Origin of the sequence: Carboxydothermus ferrireducens DSM 11255 (assembly GCF_000427565.1) — a bacterium.
Taxonomy (GTDB): Bacteria; Bacillota; Z-2901; order Carboxydothermales; family Carboxydothermaceae; genus Carboxydothermus; species Carboxydothermus hydrogenoformans.
Genome location: NZ_ATYG01000018.1, coordinates 39,661 through 64,692, shown reverse-complemented (window position 1 = coordinate 64,692; position 25,032 = coordinate 39,661). Strand labels below are relative to the sequence as shown.

The window sequence follows — 25,032 nt, the reverse complement described above, 5'->3', positions numbered from 1 at the left end:
CACCATGCTCATATCCTGGTGTTTAAGGGTGAGAGTTATAGATTTAAAAACGCCCTCTCAAACTGTTAAATTTTAACTCTTATGTATCTTTTTACGCTGGCAATGGCCAATATTTTTTCTGCATTTTTCTTTGCCGTTTTATGCATTTTTATATTGCCAAACACACTTGATGTTACCTCGTTTCTTTTCATCTGTATTCAATATCATTTAAACAAACTTTCTGCCACTTTTGTTAGGTCTTCAACAGATATATTTAATCCTCCTACAAGATAATAACAACTATCTTTCCAGAACATAATTTTTACTGGTTCTCCTTCACTTTCATAAAACAACCAAGCATCAGTTCCTGCAATCTTTATTTTTGTCGCATCGTTAATTTCACTTGGTTTTGTACTTCCTTTATCATTTGATTGTATAATTACCAAAAATCTCCTTTCGTTTTTTATATCTTGCCACCCTTGTATTACTGCCTTTAGAACACCAACATTCTCAACTGTTTTTTTCTTAAAAACAAGTCCTTTGGGCAAATATTTAGGTGTTTTTAATTCGGACGGTAAAGATAATTCATTATTATCAGAATTTATATTAGAATTTTTAGTATATAAATTTACATTAACTGTATTATTATTTTCAGCTAAACCATAAAAATAACCCCAAAAGGTTAATATCAGTATGATACTTGGTAAAAGCCACACTTTAAAATTTTTCATATTATTACGCGCCTTCCTTTTTAAGGAAATAACCGTTAATTTTTAAAAGTCATGATCTACATGCCAGTAATCATTTAGATTTACTAAACTACAATCAATGTACCATCCTGAACAAGCGGTAACCTACATAGTCGTTATTCCAATTGTCTTGCATAGGATGTGCTAAAGCTATTTCAGGCAGGGAAATTACGAAAATAGCAATAATTATAAGCTGTCATAATTTTCTTTCTTATTTTCATAATATCATCCCTTTAAATTTACATTCAAGGATTTCATTATTTAAATTTTAAGTTAACTACTTCAAAACACCCTTTAATTAAATTACTTTCAAGTTTTTATCAAGCGCTTCAATCCTTTTAAATCCGGTTACAAAATTTTCCCGGTAAATAAGATAGCCGCCATAATCACTTTGCCTGTCTACATTTGTAACTACTTCCTTATTATCACATGTTTTAAGGCAGCCTTTGCCCTTTCCAATCTCCCATAACAGTTGACTCCAATAACTGTCCGGTTTGGGCATCAAATACAGAAATTAAAGTAGCCTTTTCATAAAACCCAGCTTTTGTATCTAACCCATTTGGAAAATAATTTTTTACTACCCATACCATTCTGTCAGGATCTATCTGAGTATTTACCAATTGTTCTTTTGACTCATCATTTGCTAAGTGTTGCTTCCAAGTCACAAATTCCGCCGACTTTAATTCACCTTCTTTGCCAACAGACACCTTTGCAATAGCTTGTTCCTTGGTTATAAAATGACCTTCAGAAAGGTTATTAGTAGCATGCAATGCAGGAGCCGGATTTTCATTATATTTATCCTGGGGAAATGGGTGAGAGATATTTGATGGTGCAACCAATGCAACAACACTTATAGCTAAAGCTATAGAAATAAGTAACAAACTAATTTTCAATAATGACGCATTCATTTAATAATCACTCCTTTTTAAAAACTGATGTTTATTTTTCACGGATGGGTAAAAGTTACTTTCGCTTCAGAACTTATCCACATTTCATTTGTAATAAATGAATAATTATGTGATGTACTTTAGTTTGAAATAAATATGATTGCCCATATTGGGATGTAAAGTATCCGCCTTTTCAAAATTAAAAACCCCGCTCAGCTCCCTGTAGAAATAATTACAGCTAAACGGCTATGCTTTGGACGTGTATGAAAGTTTTCCAGAGTATTATTATTTAAGGGTGTCCAAAATTAATTGACGCAGATTATTTAAACTTATCTCATGAGTTTCTATCGGTATCTGTGTGTAATCAAAAAATTCTAAAATTTCTTCTTCTTTGAAAGTTTTTATTCCAGTATCCAAGAGCAGGATTCGCTCATAAAAACCAAAATTTTGACGGGCGGTAATACTATCCCAGCCAAGTCCATTTATAAAAATACTTTTCCAATTTTCAAGCCATCCCGGGGTAAGAAAAAAAGTTTTAGCTTCTTGATTTAAAAAATTTATTTTATCTCCCAACAACATATCTATGCAATTTTGTGCCGGTATTACTGTTGCTTTATAATTCTGAGCTAACACATTCATCTCCGGATGACATTGTAATCCGTAAACAAGAAATAATTTTTCACTCTTTTTTTGCTGATTTGCAAGAGTACTTTCTAATTCAGTTTTTAGCTTATCAAAATCCACATGTAATGCAGGCTCAAGATATATACGTTCAGGCACATTGTTCCTGTTCCCAATCTCTTTAAAGATTTGTTCAAGCTCCTTTTGTAAAATACCGCAACAAATAAGACATTTTGACATCTTTACCAATCCTCCCACACATTTCTATATGGTAATATTATAAGCTTGCACTTTTGCGCAAACGTGTAAAAAATTTTACATTAGGATTTGCTTTTTTTAGTTACAATTTAAGTAAACTCAATCGAATCGAACTACCGTTAAGATCAGCTACCGTTGCTGTTAGAACTCAATCATTGACGAGAGCAAAATGTTAATTTATAAAATGAAGAAAGGTGAACGAAATGAAGCGTTGTTTACTCTGTCTAAAAGAATTACCAATTTTTCAAGGATTAGACTTATCGGAGTTCGTTAATGTTTGTTTAAGCACCTCAAAAAAGCGAGTAAGTAAGGAAAGTTTTTTATTTTGTCAAGGAGACCCTGTTAATACTGTATATTTAATTAAAGCAGGTAAGTTTAAACTTGTACAGGTTACAGACGAAGGGCGGGAAATAATCTTTGACGTTATTGGACCTGGAGAAGTACTTGGCGAGACTGCATTGTTTCAAAATTTGGACCAGGAACACATTTTTAGTGCGGTCGCTATGGAAGATGCAATGGTCTGTTGTTTTAGTCGCCAGCAGTTTGAAGATTTACTTAAAAAAAATCCTGATTTTGCCATAAAAATTATAAGATATCTTGGGCAAAAATTATATGAGACTACACAACACGTAAGCGGAGTTATAGGTATATCTGTAAAAGAAAAATTGCTGCGATTATTAAATAAATTTGCTGAAGAATATGGCAGAAAAATTCAAAGTGGAACAGTAATAGAGTTAGAAATAACTCAACAGGAATTGGCTAATATGATTGGAGCATCGCGGGTAATGGTTGCACAGGCTCTGAAAGAATTACGGAATATAGGCATCTTAGCTCGTTCGGGAAAATGGTATATTTTAAAAAATGACTCATGTATTGAAAAGCACTTTTCAAAAAACGATTTTTAGTTATTGAAAAGCATTTTTCTTTGCAAAAAGATTAATTGAACGCTGGAAGAAAGAATTACATTTTTAACAGTATGGTTGGAAGTTATTGGGGAGGCGGAGGGCCATCTCAGCCTCCCTACTTATTTTTCTATTTTTTCGGTAACAATGTATTTTATATTCTAGGAAAGTCAATCTCTACTTGCAAGGTATCTAAAAATTTATTGAAAGAAGTATACAGGTCAACAACGGAAAGTAATTCCACAATCTGGGCATCACTGTATCCAAGAGCCTTGATTTCATTTAGTTCGGCTTCAGAGATATTATTAGGTTCTCTAGTTGCTTTAACTGCAAAAGTCAAAACTTTTTTTAATTCAGCAGGAATATTTGCGTCATCGATGTTTTCAACTATTTGTATTATTGTCTCTTTGGGGATTCCAAGCATTTTCAAGGCAGCACTATGAGCTCTCACGCAGTAATTACAACCGTTTGCGCGGGAAACTACTACCGCTACCATTTCTTTTAATTCTCTATTTAGCTCCCCTTGCACCATTACTGCTTTGACTTTGTTCCAATTAGCCTCAAGTATCTCTGGCTTCAATGCATAAGTTTTAAACAAATTAGGAACCATGCCAAAATGTTTTTTGATATCTTCGAATACTTCTCTTACTTTTCCAGAAGCCTCAGTTACTTCGATCATTTTAACTCTCGCCATTTTTGTTCCTCCTTTTTAAAATAACTTTATACCTGATTCCAATTATAAATAAACTTAAAACTTAAATTGTAAAATATTTAACTTTTTTGATTAATTTTTTTTTGATTGAACAACAGATGGTTAATATTCATCTTATCGGCAAAGCTTATTTAATCTTTCGATACTGATAGGCAAACGGTTACTTTCAATGAAAAATTTCAAAAAAAATTAAAATGAAGTAAAAAATTTTACAACCTCCACCTGTCAACTGCTTTATATTAATTTAAAACAACGCAAAAAGGAGGTGAATATAAGTGGTTATCACAAAAGAAATTCAAATGTTAATCCCCAAAGCCCCTATAATACCTATCGTTACTGTATCCCGCCAGGGAGAACCGCACCTGATTGTGGTAGGACAAGTAAAGGAAATCCGGGAAGATGATACTCTTGTTTTCGGCATCTATAAAATGAAAACAACGCAACAGAATATTCAGGATAATGGGAAAATGCAAGTAGTAATTGCTACTCGTGAGGGTGGACCCAAAGGTTACAGACTTATCGGAACTGCCACTATAGAAGAACAACAAGTTTTATTTAAAGCTGAAAAAGCGGAGGAATTACTGTAAAATACATGCTATAAAAGGAGGCACCGGCATTTATGCCGGTGCTGTTATTTAAAGGTTAAAAAGGGGAAGTGATACTTTTGTTGACTGAGGAGTTACTTAAATTTAGTCAGACATTGCAATTATCGGCAATTGGTATTGCACCGGCGATACGTTATGAAAACGCACCAGAAGGGCACCGTCCAAAGGATTTTTTACACAATGCTCGAAGTGTAATAACCTTTGCTTACCACCTGAATAACGGGCCAATCAATAACCTTCCTCAAACCAGGAATCAGTATATGATAGAATTTGATGTTGCAAACCGCATCTTACTTGAGGCGGCACACAAAATTGCGCGTTTTCTAGAAATACGAGGATTTGAAAGTATCCCCTTTGGCCCAGAAGCTGCTATTGGGGATTATTCACGTCTTAAAGGCGATTTTTCCCATAAACATTCAGCTGTTCTTTGTGGTTTAGGGAAATTTGGTATCAATAACCTTTTAATAACTCCTGCTTATGGACCACGGGTACGTCTGGCAAGTGTAATTACCACTGCCGAATTAAAATATAATGAACCTCTAACTGGTGATTTTTGTAAAAAGTGCTTAAGATGTGTAAAGATATGTCCTACTGGTGCATTAGAAAACTGGGAAAAAAATTATTCTCCGCAAACCGGATGGACAATTAACAAGGAAAAATGTGCTCATTATATTTTTGTTGTAAATTCCGGGAAACGTTGTGGTTTATGTGTTTCCGCTTGCCCATATCCTGTGCAAAACTGTAATGGGAAAAGGAACATTTGACATAAGCTACTTACCTGAAAACCTAGCATGGTTTGCCGTAGATGGGGGGTAACTGTATTGCGGCTATTACCTGAATCATTTCCTTTATGGTCACATTAAACCCAATGGCACCTAATATTATACTTTTGTTCTTTGGAATCATCTTTATTTATAACTGTTATAACTGTACTCCATTTCAACTTTTATACCGGCATGATCCTTTTCCCTGTCATTTTTCCAATCTAAAAAAATAGCTTCGACATATTTTTCCAAATTCCTTTAAAAACAAAAAACCTGCTTAAAAAAGCAGGCCGCAAGATATTTTAAGCCGGTAATTGTAACTGAAAAGCTTTGAAAACACTGAACATTTTCTATGGTTCATAAATCATCTTCCGGGTCATCCCGCCATCGATCACCAGATTTGCACCGGTAATGAAACTATTCTCCTCGGCTGTAAGAAAAAGACAGGCCCGGGCTATATCTTCGGGTTTTCCCACCCGCCCGGCAGGGTGTTGAAGATGGTCAATTTCCTGGAGTTTTTCATATTCCCCGGTCTCAATCCATCCGGGACTTATGGCGTTAACCCTTATGCGGTCAGGGCCAAGAGAAATCGCCAGCGCATGAGTGAGAGCAAGGATACCGCCTTTTGAAGCTGCATAGCTTTCGGAATTGGGCTCGGACATGATGGCTCTGGTGGAGGCTATGTTTACTATGGCGCCTCCACCGCCTTTTCTCATAATCTTCGCCGCTTCCCGGGAACACAGAAAGGTGCCACGCAAATTAGTATTTATGACGCTGTCCCATTCTTCCACAGTTAGGTCATAGGGTGACTTCCAGCACCCGAACCCCGCATTGTTTATGAGAATATCCAATCTGCCGTATCTCTTTTCAATCTTTTCCATCAGGGTAATAACGTCCTCGGGCTTACTGACATCGGCCAGGATTGCCATGGCCTCACCGCCTTCCTCGCTGATAAGCCTCTCTGTTTCCAGCGCATCCTGAAAATTCCGGTCGGCAATGACCACTTTCGCCCCATGTTCGGCATACATCCTGGCAATGCTTCGTCCTATACCCCGGCCGGCACCTGTAACCACCACTACTTTGTCCTTGAAACCCATCTTGCTCTCTCCTCCCAGGTCTTTAAAGTCTCAGTGAAGGCGTCGAAAAGATTAAGAGGTCGCTGTAATCTTACATTTTCTCTAAGCCCTTCTTTACGGATAAAATGTGTGTATACAAAAATTATTTAGGTTATCCGTTTGTACCTTCAAAGGCAATTAGTGCTGCTCCAAGCGCACCAATAATCTGAGGTTCAGCGGGGATTACAAGTTTTTCACCAAGCTTGCTTTCGATTGCCGTAACTACCCCTTGATTTTTGGCAACGCCACCAGTCATCATATATTTGCCCTTTCTTCCTATTCGGTCAACCAGGGAAACTGCTTTTGAAGCAACAGATTTGTTAAGAGCATGGATTATATCCCTTTGGTCCTTATTTTGAGCAATAAGAGATATTACTTCCGATTCCGCAAATACTGTACACATACTGGTAATTGTGATATTTTCTTTTACTTCCGCATGTACTTTGGCCATTTCATTTATTGAAATACCTAAAGTCCTTGACATCACTTCTAAAAACCGGCCTGTCCCGGCGGAGCATTTATCATTCATTACAAAATCAATAACATTGCCGCTCTCATCAAGCCTTATTACTTTGCTATCCTGTCCCCCTATATCGATTACGGTCCTCACCCTATTGTCTATAAAAAATGCCCCTTTACCGTGACAGGTAATTTCGGTGACCATTTTATCTGCAAAGGGAATGCTTACTCTTCCATATCCTGTAGCTACTATCGATGTTATATCCTTTTCTTTAATTCCTGCATTGTTTAATGCTATTTCAAAAGCTTTAAAGGCACTCTCTAACGCCTTAGGCCCCGTTGGTATAATAGAATATGACATTATATTTCTATTTTCATCAATAATCACGACATTTGTAGAAGTAGAACCACTGTCAATTCCTGCAAAATATCCTTTTTTAGCTTTTTTTTGTTCCATTTTTTTGATGTCAGTTGTTTCAAAAAAAGCAGCTATCCTTGTTAAAATCTGTCCACTGTTAGAATCAGTATAGTCAGTTTCAATTTTTAAAAAAGGAATATTTAACTGACTTTTCATTTCAGCATACTCATACGAGTAATAATCACAGAACTTTATAGTATTGTAAATTATACCCTTGAAGTCTTTATTAAAGAACTTACTCCGATCTTCCGCCATTCTCATGCAGGGCGTTAAATTAAGAAGCGATGCCGCATAGCCTTTTAATAAATTATCTTCTGATTCAATATTGAACATTCTGTCTTCACCTGTACATGTAAAATTTATAATATTTACTGAGCAGGAATTTTTAATTTTTTCTACAACATCATCTTTGAGTCTTGCACCTAAAATCGCAATACTTTCAGATGGTTCTTGCATCTTTCTGAAGGATGATTTATCTTCTAAAATTTTCAAGAAATTTTCTATAGTAAAGCCTTTATTTTTAAATGCTTTATACGCATCTATAAATTTAATAATTTCCTTATAAAATACATCTACCGCAAAAGTATCTTTTTTTCTGGGAAGGTCCAGAATATAGATAAATTTTACTCTATCTTTTAAAACATCATAAAGTCTTTTTATACTGTCACAACAGCTGGTCAAAACCACTTCTTCAATATTATTTTCAATAATATTTTCCAAGACTCCTTTCACGAAACTGCACGTATTTGGATGAAGCAGGGCTTCGGCACGTTCATAAGACTTACCTCCCGATTCAATCCTTTCCGGTTTTTCTCCAAAGGCTTCAATAATTTCCACCGGAGTATATTTACAAACGTAACCTACCAAGTTTTCACCCCCTACGGGCATTACTAAAGCATTTCCAGAAAAGCTTCCAGCCTCGTCCTGTTCTGCCCCACCTGGTTATTTCTTTTATCTACACAGTCGCCATCTAAATAAAGAAATGGGATACCCATTTTTGTTGCAAGATCTTTAATGATAAAAGTTCCACCTATGGACTGCTTGCAGCCAAGGTGGCAAAACTGTATTATTCCGTCTGGTTTTATCTTTTCAATTAATTCTCTAATTCTGGTGACTTTTCTCTCCATTTCACCATTGAAAGTATTTAAAATAAGTTTTTCAGCAATTCCGCGAAAAGGGTCCTTTTCGTCAATTTCGTCAAGATAATCAAAATTTAAATCACTTCCAGCAATATGAAATTTATTACTAAAATTAAAATAATCTTGAAAATTTTTCTCAAATATAGGGAGAAGGTGAACAAAAAATATACTTTTTCCACTTCTTGGGGGAGCATTTTTTATATCGTCGAGCAGCATTTCATAAAACTTTAATATCTCTTTGCTCCCAATAAATATATGAGATGCAAAAAGCATATACATTTCAAAAGTCATGGGAATCAAAAGGGTTTTTTCTTTTAAATAATTTAAATACTTATTTATGAGGGTTCTTGTCTTATTTTCAATTTTTACAACTTCCCTTAATTTATCAAGATCAAGCTTTCTCTTAAAAACTTCTTCAAGTTTTTCCACCATTTCTATAAGCTGTTTTTTTACATAAGCTACGGCTTCTTTAGAGTACTTATAAGGCACATCGATAATATATAATGGAACGTTTTGTTTTTTAGAAAGATACCTGAAGGTAGGTACGTTTGCATCACAAATGCTGGAAGTGGTTAGCATAAATTCTGGCTTTTTAAGAATTTTAAGCTCATTGGCCCCGATAAAAGTTTTATGATAACTACATAAAGTATTTGATATCCCCCTAGATTCGGCAGTATCAATAAGATAATCTTCAATAAAAAAACCTGACATAAAAGAAGAATATGCTTCAATAAATAAGGGCTTTATATCCAGAGCAATTAAAAACTCACAGGGTGAAAAAATGTTTACCCAGGCAGAATTTTGAGGATTTTCTAATGAATCTTTTATACTTTTTATACAGTATTTAGTTAGATAATGTAAAGAATTGGGTCCCCTTTTATCTTTAAAAATGCTTACATAGTAATAAGCAGTAGTAAGTCCAAAATTTATAAGTTTATTTATTTTTTCAGGTTTATCCATATTTCTTTTAATAATATTACTGTAAAACCTAACTACATCCATTTTCATCACTGCCTCTTATCCCCAAGTTTTTTATCGCCAATTTACCCGCTCCCGGGCTTTCTTGACCGCCGTATCGGGAAGGCTCACTACCTCCATCCCCGGTAGCCCGCGTTTTTTATCTATCCCCATTTTTTTCTATTAATACCGTTATAGGTAACGGTATGGACTTTGGAAAGCCTTTTTCTTCTCCTTTGGTCCTTTCTGTTTCCTTATTCGGCATCTTTCCCAAAATTCCTCTAAAAAGAAAAAACCCTGCTTGAAAAAGAGGGAAATAGTCGAGATTAGTATAAGGCAAAAACATGCTGCCGACGAATTTATTCATAAAGGCCTGGCTGGCATAGAACTCGAAGTAGGTAATGTTACGCGCAATGGCCCCAGCCTCGACCCGTTTCTGCTTGGATTAAAGTACCAGTCGGGCCCCTTCTCCGGGAGAGTTACCCAGGCGCACCATCCTATCCCGGGGTAAGTCTGGATACAAACCAATGGTAATGGCCGATTCAAGGTGAAGATACTGGCCAAAGCCTCCGGCGACATAAAAACGTTCGATGTCGGAAAGTTGGTATGAAATAATATGATTTCAGAAAAAAAGCTCCCATCACGGGAGCTTTCAAATATTTAAATTTACCGTCCGCCACCAGGTTACTATCTTACATAAAATACTTATTACCGGCAGTTTTAAAAGATCTTCCTGGTGTTTTATGATTTCCTTTTGCTTTTCGATTTCTTCTAAAAGTTCTTTTTCTCGCTTTTCCAGGGATTCCTTTTCATTTAAAAGGAATCCTAAATCAAGGGAGTACCGCTCTAATTCCTGCCTTAATTTCTTTTCTTTTTTTTGCCAGCTTTCCTCCGCTTTCTTGAATTGTTCCTGAACTTCAATTACTTCCTTTTCAAGCTTAGCCACTTTTTCTTCAAAGGTATTTTTAAGCTCAAAAAGTTTTTTTCGGTTTTCCTTATCTTTTTCCCGATAGGCATTTAACTTTTGAAACATATTTACAACAGAGTTTTCTAATTTTTCTTTAATTACCAGAAGTTCTTCTTTATCCCGGATTACCCGCTGATAGCGAGCATGCCAGAGGCGGCACTGGTATAAGATACTATCGGCTTTTCGCCTTAGCTTTTCATTTTCCCGGCTCATCCGGATCAATTCTTCCCGCCGTAAAGCCAAAAGAAAATCTTTTTCCGCAATTTTTTCCCAAAGCTCATTAATTTCTTCTTGACTTTTTCTCTGCAATAACTGGACCGCCGCAGCTTGCTCTAAAGCTTCCCGGGCTTGGGCTAAAACTTCGGCACTAACTTTACTTTTTTTATCAGCATAAAACATTTTTAACTTTTTAATGACATCCATATATTTCAGTGAAGCCTGAGCGTATACTTTTTTTAGTTTCAGGTCTAATTTATAATAACCGTAACCGTTTTGCTCAAAAAAAGGATACTTTTTTAATATTTTTAAAACTTTTTCCGGTGAAGAATCCACTCTTTTTGCTAATTCCTCCAGCCTCAATTCTTCTATCATAAGTTCTCGGGCAATTTTTTCCCGCAATAAAAAATCACTTTCATTTATTAACCAGTAGGTCAAAGCCCAGGAACCATCATCTAACTGCACAAACCGACTGTCCCGGCTTAATTGCTGAACTTTTTTATTTTTTTTGTCCTTTAAGGTATATTTTTGCGGCTTTTTACTGATTAGTACCTGTTTAAAAAAAGAATCGTTTTCCCGAATTCCCTCTTTGCGCACCGCCCAAAAGCCTTCTTCATTCTGGTAAAAACAGGGATTTTGCTTAAGACAGTTACGGGTTTTCTCCAGAATTTCCCTATACGAAAATTCCTTTAACATTTTTGCCCGGACATAGCCTACCAGCTCTTCTTCCGACATACAGGGAAAATAACACAGAACCGTTTTTAAAATATCGGTTAATGAGTTTAAGTTTTTGGCAAGGCGCAATACTACCACCTCAGATCTTATTTTGATGGTAGTATTATTCAATTTTCTGGCATTTTTTTCCTGCCGCGAAAATTGTTAGTCATAAAAAAACCTTTCGTCAAGATAAAACAAATTTAAAACAGGTCCCGGTAAAATTTTTCGATATCCTTTAAGCTTCGGCATAAAAATATTTTATCAATAAAAGGTTTGTATTCATGAATTACACAATCGGTTTTACTTGTTTCTTCCATGGTTAAAGGGGTTAACCAAAAGATTTTTTTTACCCTTTCTTTAATTTCCCTTAAATATTCCGCACCGGAATCCTGCCAGTTATTTTTTGCATCTCCCAAAATTATCAATACTTTTTGCCTGTTTAAAAGCTTGGGTTTATTTTGCAAAAACTCTAAAAAAGCTCTCCGGTAATCGGAAAAGCCTGTATAACTTAACTTTTCCTTCTCCAAAGCTTCAATAAATTCCCGGTAGGGCAAATTTAAAAGGTTGGTGACATCGGTTACTTTATCCACAAATAAGAATAAATTAATTTTTTGAAACCGTTCGGCAATATGATAGGTGAATTTTAAAAAGAAGCTGGAGTAATCTGCCATGGAACCACTTATATCCAGTAAAAGAATAATTTCCGCCGGCTTTAATTTATACTGATGATAAACTATTTGCGTGGGAACTCCGCCGGTTTTTAGGGTTAACCGGAAAGTGTTTGGGCCATTAAAAAGTCCGCGCCTTGCCAGCTTTTTTCGGTAACTTTTTTTCCAGGCTAAATTTTGAGCAATTTTTTTAAGATAACCATCCAATACTGCTTTTTCCAGCGGGTCTATTTCTAAAAGATCCTTTTCCGTCAGGTCAAGGGTTGTTTGGAGAGGCTTGGTTTTAAAATTTTGGTTTTTATTTTTATAAAGATATACTAAATATTTTTCTAACTCTTCTTCAGTTAGTTTACGCACATCAATTCCAAATTCTTTTTCAATTTTATAAAGATTTTCATACCAATTTATTTTCCGTTTAACGTTAGCTAAAAACTCTTTAATCTCCGCCGACCAATTTTCCTGGCTGCCTAATAGCTTTTTTATGGCTTCTTCGTTGTTAATGCGGAGTAAAAAATATAAACTTTCCTCATTACCAATTTGCCCCGACGGTAAGCCTAAATCCCCCGCATCCTCACCCTTATCTTTTAAAGTTGGTAAATTTAAGTTATAATCTTCAATTAGAAGGTAGGAAAAAATATCGTCTAAAATTTTTTGCTGTTCGGGAGTTTTGGCCAGGGTAATTTTTACAATATTCTTGAAGTTTTGGATAGTTAAAGGTCGTTCTAAAGCGCTGAGGGCGTTAAAAAAGTCTATGGTTTCGGCAAGAGAGCAGGTAATCCCCTGACGCCGCAGATAATTAATAAAATCAAGTAAAGGTTCCATCATGTCAATCACCTTTTTAGGAGGGAACATAATGCCTTTTAAAAATCCCGAAGATATAGCTTCCCGTTTGAGCAAAGTGGGTTATTTTAGCGATAAGCAAATTGCAACCGCAATTTATTTAGCCTACAATTTAGAAAAACCGCTTTTAATTGAAGGCCCGGCAGGCGTAGGCAAAACCGAAGTTGCCCTTGCAGTTAGTCAAGCCTTAAAAGTTCCGCTCTTAAGGCTTCAGTGTTATCCTGGATTGGATGAGGCCAAAGCCCTCTATGAATGGAATTACCAAAAGCAGCTTTTGTTTTTACAAACGGTAAAAAATAACTGGCAAGAAGTAAAAAAGGATTTATACAGTGAAGAGTTTCTCCTACCCCGCCCCCTTTTAAAAGCTCTAACTTCCGCAACTAAAACCGTTTTGCTTATCGATGAAATTGATAAAAGCGATGAAGAGTTTGAAAGTTTCCTTTTAGAAACTTTAGCAGAATATGCCATAACCATCCCCGAATTAGGTAGGATAAAAGCCAAAAATCCACCGTTTATCATAATTACCAGCAATAACTCTCGGGAACTTTCCGATGCCCTGAGGCGTCGTTGCCTTTATCTTTACCTTGACTATCCCGCCCGGGAGCGGGAAGTTGAAATCATTTTAAACAAAGTTCCGGGAATTGATGCCAAACTTGCAGGCCAAATCGTAGATTTTGCCAACCGTTTAAGATCCCGGGATTTAAAAAAGAAACCAAGCATTGCCGAAACGGTGGAAATGGCCAAAACTATAAAATTATTAAATTTAACCTCATTAAATCCCGAAGTACTGGATACCACCCTGGGCGTGTTACTTAAACACTGGGAAGATTTAAAATACGTAAAAGAAAAAGAGCTGCCCAATTACAAGCTGTAATTGGGCGCTTCTTTTGTAATGGTTACATCATGCGGATGACTTTCTCTAAGCCCTGCCTGAGTAATTTTGATAAATTTTGTTTTGGTTTTTAATTCATAAATATTGCGAACACCACAGTATCCCATTCCTGCCCGAAGTCCACCAATTAATTGAAAAATAGTTTCCGAAACAGGCCCTTTAAAGGGAACTCTTCCTTCTACTCCTTCCGGCACCAACTTTTGCTCGTTTTCCTGGAAATATCTATCCTTGCTTCCCTCTTTCATCGCGCCTAAAGAACCCATTCCGCGGTAAACTTTATAGCTCCGCCCTTGCCAGATTTCAATTTCCCCGGGGCTTTCTTCGGTTCCAGCCAACAAACTTCCCAGCATAACTGTATCAGCACCCGCGGCTAATGCCTTGGTGATATCCCCGGAATATTTAATACCTCCATCGGCAATAATGGGTACATCATACTTCATGGCAACTTCAGCGCAATCAAGAATGGCAGTAATTTGCGGAACCCCAATCCCCGCCACTACCCGGGTGGTACAAATTGACCCTGGACCAATGCCCACCTTTACCGCATCGGCACCGGCTTTGATTAAATCTTCGGTAGCTTCAGCAGTGGCCACATTTCCGGCAACTAATTCCACTTCTGGATATTTGCTTTTGATTTTATATACTGCCTCTAGTACACCCCGGGAGTGACCGTGTGCAGTATCCACCACAATCGCATCGACTTTAGCCTCAACTAAAGCCTTAACCCTGTCCATCATGTCTCGACTAACCCCGACCGCCGCTGCAACCCGCAACCTTCCTTTTTCGTCTTTTGCGGCATTGGGATATTTCCGGGTTTTTTCAATATCTTTAATCGTAATTAAACCTTTTAAATGGAAATTTTCATCTACTAAAGGTAACTTTTCTATTTTATGCTTTTGCAGTATTTTTTCCGCCTCTTTTAAACTCGTCCCTACCGGTGCGGTAATTAAATTATCTTTGGTCATGACATCAGCAATTTTTTTGCTGTAATCCGATTCAAAGCGTAAGTCTCTATTGGTTATGATTCCTACCAGCTTTCCCTCAACGGTAATGGGTACTCCTGAAATATGGTACCGTTCCATTATTTCCAAAGCATCTCTAATTAAATGCTCCGGCGACAGCGATATTGGGTCAGCAATAATTCCATGTTCGGACCGTTTAACTTTATCCACCTCCATCGCTTGCTCTTCAATAGACATATTTTTATGTATGACCCCAATTCCTCCCTCCCGGGCCATAGCTATAGCCATCCGCGCTTCGGTTACCGTATCCATACCTGCACTAACTATGGGAATATTTAATTTGATCTTTTTCGTAAAACGCGTAGTAGTATCCACATCTCTGGGTAATACTTCCGATTTTGCAGGAATCAAAAGTACATCATCAAAAGTTAATCCTTCTTTAACTATTTTTGACTCCATTCTAATTCCTCCTTTTTCATTATTTTATCAATTATATCAAATTTATCACATTTTGCAAAATTTATACTTATACCCCAATAATTGTTCGAATAATTATTTTAATTTGACAAAAAATATAATTGGAGGTGGTGACAGTGGTAAAATCACCATTGGAAAAACTTAAATATGAGGTTGCCGGGGAACTTGGCATCGGCACCGACGACACCACCTACAGACAAAACTTAGAAAAAATGAAAATCGAAGCCGCCAGGGAAATCGGTATTTATGACCAAGTTAAAGACGGCTACTGGGGTGAAGTTCCATCCCGGGAATGCGGCCGGGTTGGTGGAAGGCTTGGTGGAAAAATTGGTGGTAACATGGTAAAAAAATTAATTGCCTTGGCAGAACAGCAATTACAACAAAAGTGGTAGCTAATTACCACTTCTTTTTTGTATTTCTTTGGCTAAGAGCTCTAACATGTCATCAACCATATGGGGAAGAGGCAGGTCACCAATTCCCGCAAATAAATAATTTTCCCGGGCCAGTGGTAACAAAATTTTTTTAATATTGGCCAAGGAAAAAGCTTTTGCCATTTCCGGTGTAATCTCCCCAAGCATCCCGTAGGGAAAAGCAATTCCAATCGGGCCCAAGATGATGTCAACCCGGGACAAATTATAAATAAGAGCAGATTCGCCCGTTGCCCCCTCATTTGCTCCTGCCTTTAACATGCTGTAAGTTGCATGACTGTTGGTTCCAATAGCGATTATTTCAATCTCCTGACCAAAAGCTTTACGTATTCTTTCAATAATGTACTTCCCAATGCCTCCGCCCTGACCATCAATAACCGCAATTCTCATACTACCCTCCTGTACTGCAAATATTCACCGATTCTTTTTCCTGCTTCTATAAGTTTATCCTCGTCCGCCACCAGGGCAATTCGAACGTACCCTTCACCGAGGTCTCCAAATCCGATACCCGGAGTTACTGCTACACCAGCATTGGTGAGAAGATCTAAAGAAAACTTTCTTGAATCTTTTATTCCATCAGGAAGCTGGGCCCAGACAAACATTGTAGCTAAAGGAGGTTTTACTTGCCAGCCATACTCGGATAAAGTTTTAATAAGAACATTTCTCCTTTTTTCATAAGTCTTAACTAAATCCGGGATAATAACCTCTCTAAGCTTAAACGCTTCTAAAGCCGCTTTTTGCAAAGGCTTAAAAACGCCGTAATCAATATTTGATTTTAATATTGTTAAAGCGGAAATAACCTTTTGATTACCAGCAGCAAAACCTACCCTGATTCCCGCTAAATTAAATGATTTTGAAACGGAATAAAATTCAACTGCAACGTCAATTGCTTTAGGAATTTCTAAAAGACTAATACTTCTGGTCTCATCAAAAGTTAATTCTCCATAAGCCAAATCATTAACTAAGATAAAACCATATTTTTTGGCATAAAATACAAGTTTTTCAAAAAATTCGTAATTGGCCATGGCAGTCAAAGGGTTATTAGGGTAGTTGAGAAAAATAATTTTTGCCGTCCGTAAAATATCATAAGGAATCTTTTCAATGTCCAAAAGATAATTATTTTCCTCTAATAAAGGGTAATAATAAATCTTCGCTCCCGCAAGTTTTGCTGCCGCTTCATATATAGGATAACCGGGATTTGGTACTAACACCAGATCTCCCGGATTCAAGAAAGAAAGGGGTAAATGAGCCAAGCCCTCTTGCGAGCCGAGTAATACAAGGGTTTCATCAATTTTTAAATTAACTCCATACTTTTTTTGATACCAGGCAATTAAACCTTCTCTTAATTCCTCTAAGCCTGGATTTAAGGTATATCCATAGCTTTGGAAATCCTGTACCTCTTTGGCCAACACTTCAATTATTTTAGGGTGTGGCGGTAAATCGGGACTTCCGATGCTTAAATTTATCACGTCGCGCTCTTTGGATACTTTTTTAATCAGCATCGATAATTCGTCAAAAATACCGGTTGAAAATTTCATCCCCTACCCACCTTTTAATTTTTAAAATTAATATAACACTTCTTTTAAAACTCTATCAATATTTTGGTAAAATATTTTTTCAACCTCACCGGGTAAAAATCCGGCCCTCAATAACGCTTCCTTTAAATTTTCGTACTTGCTACAATCTTCTACTCCTTCAGCTCTTTTCTCCATTCCATCAAAATCAGAACCAATTGCTAATACATTAACCCCTGCAATTTCAGCAACGTGGATAAAATGGGCCACTAACTTTTCTAAGGTGGGAAATTCGGCAGATATAAAGTCCGGGACAAAGCTAATTCCAATTACCCCGCCTTTTGCCGCTAAAGCTTTTATTTGCCGGTCGGTAAGATTACGGGGATGGTCACAAAGGCTTCGGCAGTTGGCATGGGAGACAATAAAAGGTTTTTCCGATAAATCTATTAAATCCCAAAATCCGGGTTCAGCAAGATGGGCAGCATCTATCAGAATTTTTTTCTCGTTTAATTTCCGCACCACCTTCCGGCCAAAAGTAGTAAGGCCTTGGGGGTTATTTTCTAAAACACCGTCGGCAATTAAATTTTTATAATTCCAGGTAAGGGTAAGAGAAGCTACCCCCAGTTGCTTTAAATGTTCAATTCGCAAAAGATTATCTATTACTTCCCCACCTTCCACACTTAAGTACAAGGAAGTTTTCTCTTGGTTAAACAAGCTATTTAAATAATTCTGATAAAAATTATAGATCTGGATAAATCTTTCCCAGGCTCCATCGGGTTTAAATTTTTCTTCAATGTAGATAGCTAAAAATGGTACAACGTCTGCTTCTTTTAAACTTCTCCAGCTGGTTTGAGCTTCTGGATCAATTTCATTAAAAAAATTTAAACCCTTATTATAGTAAAATACTAAAGAATCCAGATGACAGTCGATAATCATCAATCATTTCACTCTCCTTAGAAAGAATAAATGCCTGTCTATCGTTAAGATAAACAGGCATTTCACTTAAAACTTTTTAACGGGGCTGAACAATTAATTTTATGGCAGTCCGTTCTTCACCGTCGATAACGATGTCGGTGAAGGCAGGGATGCATACCAGATCCAAGCCGCTGGGCGCTACATAACCACGGGCAATCGCCACAGCTTTCACTGCTTGATTAATCGCCCCTGCACCAATAGCTTGTAACTCCGCGCTGCCTCTTTCCCGGATAACCCCAGCTAAAGCACCGGCTACCGAATTTGGATTAGACTTTGCTGAAACTTTCAACACTTCCATTAGCAAACCTCCTTAGTTTGTATATTTTACTATATCTGGTATATCATATATTCGCTATTTTAGGGAAATTTCCTTTTTTATTTTTAAATTTTTTTTAAATTTTTACTGGGAATTTCCCCTTTACTCCCCCTCAATATACTGAATACGGGTTATGTTTTCTGCTTTGCCATCCTCCGTCAGGGATACCAAAATTCCGGAAACAATATAGGGACCGCTGGCACTTTCAAATCTTTGAGGCATTTGCGTTAAAAACTTTTGGAGTACCAAATTAGTTTTAACTCCAATCACCGAATTTAACGGCCCACTCATCCCAACGTCGGTAATATAGGCGGTTCCCCCGGGTAAAATCCGTTCATCGGCCGTCGGTACATGGGTATGGGTGCCAAAAACTAAAGAAACCCTGCCATCCAGATACCAGCCAAGGGCTATTTTCTCCGAAGTAGCTTCGGCATGAAAGTCTACAATTATGTAATCAACATCTTGCAGTTCTAAAAGTATTTCGTCCATTTTGCGAAAGGGACAGTCCAATTCGGCCATAAATACCCGTCCCATTAGGTTAACTACCGCAACATTTTTCCCATTAACCCTAAAAATTCCATACCCCTGTCCCGGGGTCCCGGGAGGGTAATTCGCCGGACGAATAATGCGCGCTTCATCATTGATTATGGTAAATATTTCTTTTTTATCCCAGGTGTGGTTTCCCATCGTTAAAACGTTAATTCCTGCGGCAAATAGTTCTTGAGCAATTTCCGGGGTTAAACCATTTCCTCCCGCCGCGTTTTCCCCATTGGCAATGATAAAATCTACCATATGCTTTTCCAGTATCCGGGGAATAACCTCTTTAACCCCTCGACGTCCCACCCGTCCTACTATATCCCCGAGTATTAAAATATTCAAAGCCATATCCTCCGTTTCTAATTAGCTATCACAACTCTTCCTTCCTCACGGAACGCAAATACCGTGTTATAAAAACTTCGTTTGGTATTTTCTAAAAGTAAACTTATATGCTGCTCGTCAACTTCGATAAAATCAAGAACATCGTTAAATTCATCGGTAAGGTAATTAAAACCTAACCCTTTTCCCACCTGAACTGCAAAATTTAATTCCCCTAAATGAAAGGTATTTAAATCCCTGAATACTTCTATCATAACATAATTTTCCAGGGAACTGCATTTTATCTCTAACGTATATTTTCCCATCTTTTTTAAGTCTAAATAACTTTTCCATAAATACTCGGTCTTTTTAAGCCTTTGGGTAACATCTTTCTGGCTTTCAATAAAGTATTTTAATTTAACTTGCTTGGCATTGGAATCAATTTGTATCGCTGCCAGCTCGGGATGTAAAAGGAAGATTGATGTGAGAAGATTTACAATTGTTTCGTTTTTAACGGATTTCGCAGGATTTTTCATTGCTATCTCACCACCATAAATTAATTCTACCACAAAACCATTTTTTCCTTCTATAATTAAAAACGACCCCTGCGGGTCGTTTTTTTGCCTATTTTGCGTAATCGACTGCCCTGGTTTCCCGTATAACGGTAACTTTTATTTGCCCGGGATATTCAACCTCTTCTTCAATTTTCTTAGCAATCTCCCGAGCTAAACGAACGGAAGCCAGGTCATCTATCTTTTCAGGTTTTACCAGGATTCTTAGTTCCCGGCCAGCCTGTATAGCATAAGATTTCTCAACACCTTCAAACTCATTAGCAATTCCTTCTAATTTTTCGAGCCGTTTAAGATAGGCTTCCAAAGTTTCACGCCTTGCTCCGGGTCTTGCGGCAGAAATGGCATCGGCAGCTTGCACAAGTACTGCTTCCACTGTTTTTGGCTCTTCATCACCATGATGGGTGGCAATTGCATGTAAAACTTCCGGATGCTCGCGGTATTTTTTAGCAAGCTCAACCCCAATTTCCACATGGGATCCTTCCACTTCATGGTCAACGGCTTTCCCGATATCGTGCAAAAGCCCAGCCCGTTTTGCTAAAGCAACATCAGCTCCCAACTCAGCAGCCATTAAGCCGGCTAAGTGGGCAACCTCAATAGAATGCTTTAAAATATTTTGTCCGTAACTTGTTCTAAATTTTAACCTACCAAGTAGTTTAATAATCTCGGGATGTAAACCGTGAACGTTAACCTCAAAAGCCGCTTGTTCACCAGCTTCCCTTATATCTTGCTCTACTTCTTTGGTAGCCCTTTCCACCATTTCCTCAATACGCGCCGGGTGAATTCGTCCATCTTGGATTAACTTTTCCAGGGCTCGTCGGGCAATTTCCCGGCGGATTGGATCAAAACCGGAAAGAATTACAGCCTCGGGGGTATCATCAATAATTAAATCAACACCCGTTAAAGATTCAAAAGTCCTTATGTTCCGACCTTCACGCCCTATTATTCTTCCTTTCATCTCATCATTGGGGAGGGCAACAACCGTAACTGTGGTTTCGGCCGCATGATCAGCAGCACATCTTTGAATTGCTAATGTAATAATTTCCCTGGCTCTTTTTTCGGCCTCTTCTTTGGCTTTTGTTTCAATTTCCTTGATTAATAAGGCCATTTCTTGTTGAACTTCTTCTTCCACTTGTTTTAAAAGGAGCTCCCTGGCCTCCTCGGTAGAAAGTCCCGAAATCCGTTCTAACTCAGCCAATTCTTTTTGCAGCGTCTCCTCTAAGCTTTGCCGCAAATTCTCTATTTCCTGCTCCTTTTTGGCTAACTGCTCTTCTTTCCGCTCAAAACTTTCTATTTTTCGATCCAAGGTTTCTTCCTTGGAAAGAAGCCTGCGCTCTAAACGTTGCAATTCCTGGCGTCTTTCCCGGTGTTCTCTTTCTACTTCATTTTTCATTTTTAAAATTTCTTCTTTTGCTTCTAAAACCGCTTCTCTTTTCTTGGCTTCAGCGGCTTTTGTTGCTTCATCAATTATTTTTTTAGCCTGAGCTTCTGCGGAACCGATGGCTGCCTCAGCAATGTTTTTTCTGATAACATAACCTGCAGCAACCCCAACCCCAACTCCAGCAACAGCAATAATTATGTCGGTTATTAAATTCAATTTTTCACCTCCTTACTATCGGGTAGCTAATAAAAAAAACCGAGTTTCTACTCGGCTGAAATAGAATAAGAAACCTACCAACAGGCCAAAACCAATCGGCAGGTCCCATTCTACTTTCACCTATCCATATTTTACCCGTTCTCCTTATCATCTGTCAAGAAAACTGCCTTTCGCGCCACCGCCGGCGAAAAACCACGTCCCACCAAAAATCGGTAATATTTGCCATAATCTTCTGGGTCAAGCTGTTTATACTTCTTTAATAAAATCTCCTTTGCTTTAATAACTTCCTCCTCTTCGTCCACCGGCAAATTATTTAAAAGTTCCAAATCTATTCCTTTTTGCAAAAGCTTAGATTTTATTCGGTATATTCCGTATCTTAAAGCCTTTCCACTTAAAAGATAATTTTCCACGTACCGTTTGTCATCTAAATAACCGATAGCAGTAAGCCTGGAAATCGCCTCTTCAATTTCTTCATCGGAAAAACCATTTTTTGAAAGATACTGGCGCACTTCTGCAGTTGTCCGCAGGGCACGGGAAAGGTAGTTTAAGGCTTTTTGGTAAGCCCGACTACTCAAAATTATTCCTCAAACTCCTCGGAATGTTTAAAAGTCGACGATTCTGGAGAGTTCAATACTTGCTCCCGGATCTTTTGCTCAATTTCTCTGTAAATTTCCGGGTTCTGCCGTAAAAACTCTTTGGCATTTTCCCGGCCCTGGCCCAATCGCTCATCATTGTAAGAATACCAAGACCCTACCTTTTGAACAATTTTTAACTCAACAGCAACATCCAACAAACTTCCTTCCTTGGAAATCCCTTCCCCGTACATAATATCAAAATCCGCCTGTTTAAAAGGAGGGGCAACTTTGTTTTTAACGATTTTTACCCGCGTGCGGCTGCCAATAATATCATTTCCTTGTTTTATGACATCTATCTTCCGAACATCCATGCGAATTGACGCATAAAATTTCAGGGCTCGTCCTCCGGGAGTAGTTTCCGGGTTTCCAAACATAACCCCTACTTTTTCCCGCATTTGGTTGATAAAGATCGCCACAGTTTTTGATTTACTTATGGCCCCGGTAAGCTTTCTTAAAGCCTGAGACATAAGGCGGGCCTGCAAACCGACATGAGCATCACCCATTTCTCCTTCAATCTCCGCCCGCGGAACTAAAGCAGCCACCGAATCAATTACAATCACGTCAATCGCACCGCTTCTTACCAAGCTTTCGGCTATCTCTAAAGCCTGTTCGCCGGTATCGGGCTGGGAAACTAAGAGATTTTCAATATCAACTCCTAACTTTTGGGCATAAACCGGATCTAACGCATGTTCGGCATCAATAAATGCTGCGATACCACCCATTTTTTGCGCTTCCGCTATAATATGCAAAGCCACGGTAGTTTTTCCGGAAGATTCGGGGCCAAAAATTTCAACCACCCGGCCTCTGGGAACTCCACCTACCCCTAAGGCTAAATCCAGAGCCAGAGAACCAGTAGGAATTACTTCCACCTGAAATTTTCCGGTGTTTTCACCCAGGCGCATAATTGAGCCTTTCCCAAACTGCTTTTCAATTTGGGAAATGGTAAGCTCTAAGGCTTTTAGTTTATCATTCATAAAAGCTCCCTCCATAAAACATTTGTTCGTGTTTATTATAACTTTTCGCCGGTTTAATTGTCAAAACAATTTTGAATTAAAAGTTTTAATGCCTCCTTTACCGTTTGCGTTCTAATTTCCTGCCTATCACCGTTAAGTTGATATTTAAAAGCTTTAACATCCTGAACGTTCGCAATACCGATATATACCAGGCCAACGGGTTTATCCGGTGTACCCCCAGAAGGTCCGGCAATTCCCGTGATACCCACTCCTACCGTTGTTTTAAGCTTATTTTTTATTCCCAACGCTAAGCCTTTAGCAACTTCGGGGCTTACCGCACCTTTTTTAAGTAAAAGGTCTTTATCTACGTCGGTTAAGATTTCTTTGGCCTCATTGGCATAAACTACTGCCCCTCCAATATAATATTGAGAACTTCCGGGAACAGCAGTAATTACCGCTCCTAAAAGTCCGCCGGTGCACGATTCAGCCGTTGCCAAAGTTAAATTCTTAGCAATAAACAACCGCTGCACTTCTTGGGCCAAAGAAAATAAAGTATTATCAATCATTTATAAACTCTCCTTTTAAATCGTATATATCATAATCGGTTATTAAAACATTAATAATTTGACCCTTTTTCAATCTTTTTTCCGCTTTAATTTCAATTATTCCGTCAATTTCGGGGGCATCCATATAGGTTCGCCCAAGGTAAAGGTTTTCTCCTCTTATCTTTTTTTCAACAATGACGGGAATCTTTTTACCTACCAAAGCTTTGTTTAAGTTTAGGGAAATCTCTTGCTGCACCTCCATTAATTTCTCATAACGTTGCTCCTTAACTTTTTTCGGTATTTGGCCCTTCATTTTTGCTGCAGGAGTGCCTTTTTCGCGATAATAGGGAAAAGCCCCCAGGCGATTAAATTTAAACTTTTTAACAAAATCTAAAAGATAGTTAAACTGTTCTTCCGTCTCTCCCGGAAATCCAACTATAAAGGTAGTCCTGATAGTTATATCAGGTATTTCTTTTCGGAGCCTTTCTAAGGTTGATATAATTTCTTCACTACTTCCCTTCCTTCCCATTTTCTTTAAAATTTCGGGATGAATATGCTGTAACGGTACATCGACGTACTTAATTACCTTGGGATTTTCTTTAATCTCGTTAATTAATTCGGGAGTAATTTTATCGGGATAAAGATACATCAACCTTACCCAAAAATTTCCTTTAATGCTGCCAATTTTTCTTAAAAGTTCAACCAATTTAAACTCCCCATAAAGATCAATACCGTACGCGGTAGTATCCTGAGCTACCAAAATGATTTCTTTAATTCCCTGTTTCAGGGTATCTTTAATTTCTTCTAAAATATCATCAAGCGGCCTGCTGGTGTATTTACCCCGAATTGCCGGTATAGTACAGTAGGTACAACGGTTATCACAGCCATCGGCAATCTTGATATAACGATAGACCTCATTGCTTTTAGCTCGCGGTTTTTTTTCCAAGTTTAAAAATCCCGGCTCGCTTAAAACTAATTTATTATTTTCCCCAAAATCAGCTAAAAGTTTATCAAGGTTATTTATTTCCCGGGGGGTAAAAAATAGGTCAACCTCCGGTAAATGTTTTGCTAACTCTTTACCCTCCCTTTGGACCAAACAACCGGCAACCAGGATTTTTTGTCCGGGTTTTTTCAGGTGAACAAGATTTAAAATTTCTTCAATACTTTCTTCGATAGCCGCTGAAATAAAACCACAGGTGTTTACAATTAATAAATCGCTTTCTTCCGGATTTAAAGAGCGCTCATACCCTTTACTTTCCAGAATTCCCATTATTACTTCACTATCCGCTTGATTTTTGGTACAGCCCAAGGAAAGGATAAAATATTTCAACTACTTTCACC

At 37.8% G+C, this 25,032-nt stretch carries 26 protein-coding genes and 1 pseudogene; 5 read left to right on the top strand and 22 right to left on the bottom strand.

Annotated elements, in window-relative coordinates:
• Positions 1–203 precede the first annotated feature (203 nt).
• The 3 genes from CARFE_RS15610 to CARFE_RS0107730 form a co-directional block, all read right to left on the bottom strand.
• Positions 204–710: a DUF4367 domain-containing protein gene (locus CARFE_RS15610; RefSeq protein ID WP_051250227.1), complete on the bottom strand. Its 507-nt coding sequence runs from the start codon at positions 708–710 to the stop codon at positions 204–206.
• 452 nt (positions 711–1,162) lie between these two features.
• Positions 1,163–1,636: a hypothetical protein gene (locus tag CARFE_RS0107735; protein ID WP_028052341.1), complete on the bottom strand. Its 474-nt coding sequence runs from the start codon at positions 1,634–1,636 to the stop codon at positions 1,163–1,165.
• A 264-nt stretch (positions 1,637–1,900) separates the two neighbouring features.
• Entirely contained in the window at positions 1,901–2,476 is a 576-nt protein-coding gene (locus tag CARFE_RS0107730) for a DUF1638 domain-containing protein (protein ID WP_028052340.1), read from the bottom strand.
• A 221-nt stretch (positions 2,477–2,697) separates the two neighbouring features.
• Here CARFE_RS0107730 and CARFE_RS0107725 point away from each other — a divergent pair, with 221 nt between their 5' ends.
• Complete coding sequence (locus CARFE_RS0107725) at positions 2,698–3,399, top strand: Crp/Fnr family transcriptional regulator (RefSeq protein ID WP_028052339.1); 702 nt, start codon at positions 2,698–2,700, stop codon at positions 3,397–3,399.
• A 151-nt stretch (positions 3,400–3,550) separates the two neighbouring features.
• On the opposite strand, the gene CARFE_RS0107720 is transcribed toward CARFE_RS0107725, so the two are convergent.
• A complete protein-coding gene (locus tag CARFE_RS0107720) occupies positions 3,551–4,090 on the bottom strand; it encodes a carboxymuconolactone decarboxylase family protein (RefSeq protein WP_028052338.1) in 540 nt (179 codons plus the stop codon).
• 293 nt (positions 4,091–4,383) lie between these two features.
• Here CARFE_RS0107720 and CARFE_RS0107715 point away from each other — a divergent pair, with 293 nt between their 5' ends.
• Positions 4,384–4,695, top strand: coding sequence for a pyridoxamine 5'-phosphate oxidase family protein (locus CARFE_RS0107715; RefSeq protein ID WP_028052337.1), 312 nt, complete (start codon positions 4,384–4,386; stop codon positions 4,693–4,695).
• An 80-nt stretch (positions 4,696–4,775) separates the two neighbouring features.
• Positions 4,776–5,477 carry a 4Fe-4S dicluster domain-containing protein gene (locus CARFE_RS15605; RefSeq protein WP_154652741.1) on the top strand — a complete coding sequence of 234 codons (702 nt, stop codon included), beginning with the start codon at positions 4,776–4,778 and terminating at the stop codon, positions 5,475–5,477.
• A 350-nt stretch (positions 5,478–5,827) separates the two neighbouring features.
• Here CARFE_RS15605 and CARFE_RS0107700 read toward each other — a convergent pair whose 3' ends face one another.
• The 6 genes and pseudogenes from CARFE_RS0107700 to CARFE_RS0107675 form a co-directional block, all read right to left on the bottom strand.
• A complete protein-coding gene (locus CARFE_RS0107700; RefSeq protein WP_028052336.1) occupies positions 5,828–6,574 on the bottom strand; it encodes a glucose 1-dehydrogenase in 747 nt (248 codons plus the stop codon).
• A 130-nt stretch (positions 6,575–6,704) separates the two neighbouring features.
• On the bottom strand, positions 6,705–8,336 hold the full coding sequence (locus CARFE_RS0107695; protein WP_028052335.1) for an acyl-CoA dehydratase activase: 1,632 nt from the start codon (positions 8,334–8,336) through the stop codon (positions 6,705–6,707).
• Positions 8,337–8,359: 23 nt separating this feature from the next.
• Complete coding sequence (locus tag CARFE_RS0107690; RefSeq protein ID WP_028052334.1) at positions 8,360–9,610, bottom strand: 2-hydroxyacyl-CoA dehydratase subunit D; 1,251 nt, start codon at positions 9,608–9,610, stop codon at positions 8,360–8,362.
• A 115-nt stretch (positions 9,611–9,725) separates the two neighbouring features.
• A pseudogene (locus tag CARFE_RS16830) lies at positions 9,726–10,157 on the bottom strand (ASKHA domain-containing protein).
• A gap of 60 nt (positions 10,158–10,217) precedes the next feature.
• Positions 10,218–11,552: a hypothetical protein gene (locus CARFE_RS14695; protein ID WP_034541878.1), complete on the bottom strand. Its 1,335-nt coding sequence runs from the start codon at positions 11,550–11,552 to the stop codon at positions 10,218–10,220.
• A 113-nt stretch (positions 11,553–11,665) separates the two neighbouring features.
• Positions 11,666–12,958, bottom strand: a complete 1,293-nt coding sequence (locus CARFE_RS0107675; protein WP_161625132.1) for a vWA domain-containing protein — start codon at positions 12,956–12,958, stop codon at positions 11,666–11,668.
• A 28-nt stretch (positions 12,959–12,986) separates the two neighbouring features.
• Here CARFE_RS0107675 and CARFE_RS0107670 point away from each other — a divergent pair, with 28 nt between their 5' ends.
• Positions 12,987–13,847, top strand: a complete 861-nt coding sequence (locus CARFE_RS0107670) for an AAA family ATPase (protein ID WP_028052332.1) — start codon at positions 12,987–12,989, stop codon at positions 13,845–13,847.
• Here CARFE_RS0107670 and guaB read toward each other — a convergent pair.
• On the bottom strand, positions 13,835–15,286 hold the full coding sequence (guaB, locus tag CARFE_RS0107665; protein ID WP_011344097.1) for an IMP dehydrogenase: 1,452 nt from the start codon (positions 15,284–15,286) through the stop codon (positions 13,835–13,837). The two genes, CARFE_RS0107670 and guaB, sit on opposite strands and share 13 nt — an antisense overlap.
• 134 nt (positions 15,287–15,420) lie before the next feature.
• Here guaB and CARFE_RS14690 point away from each other — a divergent pair, with 134 nt between their 5' ends.
• Positions 15,421–15,696, top strand: a complete 276-nt coding sequence (locus CARFE_RS14690; RefSeq protein WP_084138863.1) for an alpha/beta-type small acid-soluble spore protein — start codon at positions 15,421–15,423, stop codon at positions 15,694–15,696.
• Here the strand turns inward: CARFE_RS14690 and CARFE_RS0107655 are convergent, their stop codons facing one another.
• From CARFE_RS0107655 to rimO, 11 genes are all read right to left on the bottom strand, one after another.
• On the bottom strand, positions 15,697–16,122 hold the full coding sequence (locus CARFE_RS0107655; protein ID WP_028052330.1) for a DUF3842 family protein: 426 nt from the start codon (positions 16,120–16,122) through the stop codon (positions 15,697–15,699).
• Positions 16,119–17,270, bottom strand: a complete 1,152-nt coding sequence (locus tag CARFE_RS0107650) for an aminotransferase class I/II-fold pyridoxal phosphate-dependent enzyme (RefSeq protein ID WP_028052329.1) — start codon at positions 17,268–17,270, stop codon at positions 16,119–16,121. The genes CARFE_RS0107655 and CARFE_RS0107650 overlap by 4 nt, the downstream gene beginning before the upstream one ends.
• A 27-nt stretch (positions 17,271–17,297) precedes the next feature.
• Positions 17,298–18,182: a dipeptidase gene (locus CARFE_RS14685; protein ID WP_051250225.1), complete on the bottom strand. Its 885-nt coding sequence runs from the start codon at positions 18,180–18,182 to the stop codon at positions 17,298–17,300.
• A 76-nt stretch (positions 18,183–18,258) separates the two neighbouring features.
• Positions 18,259–18,519 (bottom strand): stage V sporulation protein S, encoded by a 261-nt coding sequence (locus CARFE_RS0107640; protein WP_028052328.1) that lies wholly within the window; start codon positions 18,517–18,519, stop codon positions 18,259–18,261.
• A 120-nt stretch (positions 18,520–18,639) separates the two neighbouring features.
• Entirely contained in the window at positions 18,640–19,416 is a 777-nt protein-coding gene (locus CARFE_RS0107635) for a TIGR00282 family metallophosphoesterase (RefSeq protein ID WP_034541877.1), read from the bottom strand.
• A 17-nt stretch (positions 19,417–19,433) separates the two neighbouring features.
• Positions 19,434–19,961, bottom strand: coding sequence for a hypothetical protein (locus tag CARFE_RS0107630; protein ID WP_154652739.1), 528 nt, complete (start codon positions 19,959–19,961; stop codon positions 19,434–19,436).
• Positions 19,962–20,016: 55 nt separating this feature from the next.
• Entirely contained in the window at positions 20,017–21,558 is a 1,542-nt protein-coding gene (gene rny, locus CARFE_RS0107625; RefSeq protein WP_011344089.1) for a ribonuclease Y, read from the bottom strand.
• 131 nt (positions 21,559–21,689) lie between these two features.
• The gene (locus tag CARFE_RS14680) at positions 21,690–22,133 is read right to left on the bottom strand and encodes a regulatory protein RecX (protein WP_011344088.1); all 444 of its coding nucleotides are present in this window, start codon (positions 22,131–22,133) and stop codon (positions 21,690–21,692) included.
• Positions 22,134–22,135: 2 nt separating this feature from the next.
• Positions 22,136–23,167 carry a recombinase RecA gene (recA, locus tag CARFE_RS14675; protein ID WP_210432941.1) on the bottom strand — a complete coding sequence of 344 codons (1,032 nt, stop codon included), beginning with the start codon at positions 23,165–23,167 and terminating at the stop codon, positions 22,136–22,138.
• Between the two features lie 53 nt (positions 23,168–23,220).
• On the bottom strand, positions 23,221–23,712 hold the full coding sequence (locus tag CARFE_RS0107610; RefSeq protein ID WP_028052327.1) for a CinA family protein: 492 nt from the start codon (positions 23,710–23,712) through the stop codon (positions 23,221–23,223).
• A complete protein-coding gene (gene rimO, locus CARFE_RS0107605) occupies positions 23,705–25,021 on the bottom strand; it encodes a 30S ribosomal protein S12 methylthiotransferase RimO (RefSeq protein WP_028052326.1) in 1,317 nt (438 codons plus the stop codon). The genes CARFE_RS0107610 and rimO overlap by 8 nt, the downstream gene beginning before the upstream one ends.
• Positions 25,022–25,032: the final 11 nt, after the last annotated feature.

Coding starts and splice junctions, on each gene's coding strand:
- CARFE_RS15610 (WP_051250227.1), bottom strand. CDS start 710: ATGAAAAATTTTAAAGTGTGGCTTTTACCAAGTATCATACTGATATTA.
- CARFE_RS0107735 (WP_028052341.1), bottom strand. CDS start 1,636: ATGAATGCGTCATTATTGAAAATTAGTTTGTTACTTATTTCTATAGCT.
- CARFE_RS0107730 (WP_028052340.1), bottom strand. CDS start 2,476: ATGTCAAAATGTCTTATTTGTTGCGGTATTTTACAAAAGGAGCTTGAA.
- CARFE_RS0107725 (WP_028052339.1), top strand. CDS start 2,698: ATGAAGCGTTGTTTACTCTGTCTAAAAGAATTACCAATTTTTCAAGGA.
- CARFE_RS0107720 (WP_028052338.1), bottom strand. CDS start 4,090: ATGGCGAGAGTTAAAATGATCGAAGTAACTGAGGCTTCTGGAAAAGTA.
- CARFE_RS0107700 (WP_028052336.1), bottom strand. CDS start 6,574: ATGGGTTTCAAGGACAAAGTAGTGGTGGTTACAGGTGCCGGCCGGGGT.
- CARFE_RS0107690 (WP_028052334.1), bottom strand. CDS start 9,610: ATGGATGTAGTTAGGTTTTACAGTAATATTATTAAAAGAAATATGGAT.
- CARFE_RS0107675 (WP_161625132.1), bottom strand. CDS start 12,958: ATGATGGAACCTTTACTTGATTTTATTAATTATCTGCGGCGTCAGGGG.
- CARFE_RS0107670 (WP_028052332.1), top strand. CDS start 12,987: ATGCCTTTTAAAAATCCCGAAGATATAGCTTCCCGTTTGAGCAAAGTG.
- guaB (WP_011344097.1), bottom strand. CDS start 15,286: ATGGAGTCAAAAATAGTTAAAGAAGGATTAACTTTTGATGATGTACTT.
- CARFE_RS0107655 (WP_028052330.1), bottom strand. CDS start 16,122: ATGAGAATTGCGGTTATTGATGGTCAGGGCGGAGGCATTGGGAAGTAC.
- CARFE_RS0107650 (WP_028052329.1), bottom strand. CDS start 17,270: ATGAAATTTTCAACCGGTATTTTTGACGAATTATCGATGCTGATTAAA.
- CARFE_RS14685 (WP_051250225.1), bottom strand. CDS start 18,182: ATGATTATCGACTGTCATCTGGATTCTTTAGTATTTTACTATAATAAG.
- CARFE_RS0107640 (WP_028052328.1), bottom strand. CDS start 18,519: ATGGAAGTGTTGAAAGTTTCAGCAAAGTCTAATCCAAATTCGGTAGCC.
- recA (WP_210432941.1), bottom strand. CDS start 23,167: ATGAATGATAAACTAAAAGCCTTAGAGCTTACCATTTCCCAAATTGAA.
- CARFE_RS0107610 (WP_028052327.1), bottom strand. CDS start 23,712: ATGATTGATAATACTTTATTTTCTTTGGCCCAAGAAGTGCAGCGGTTG.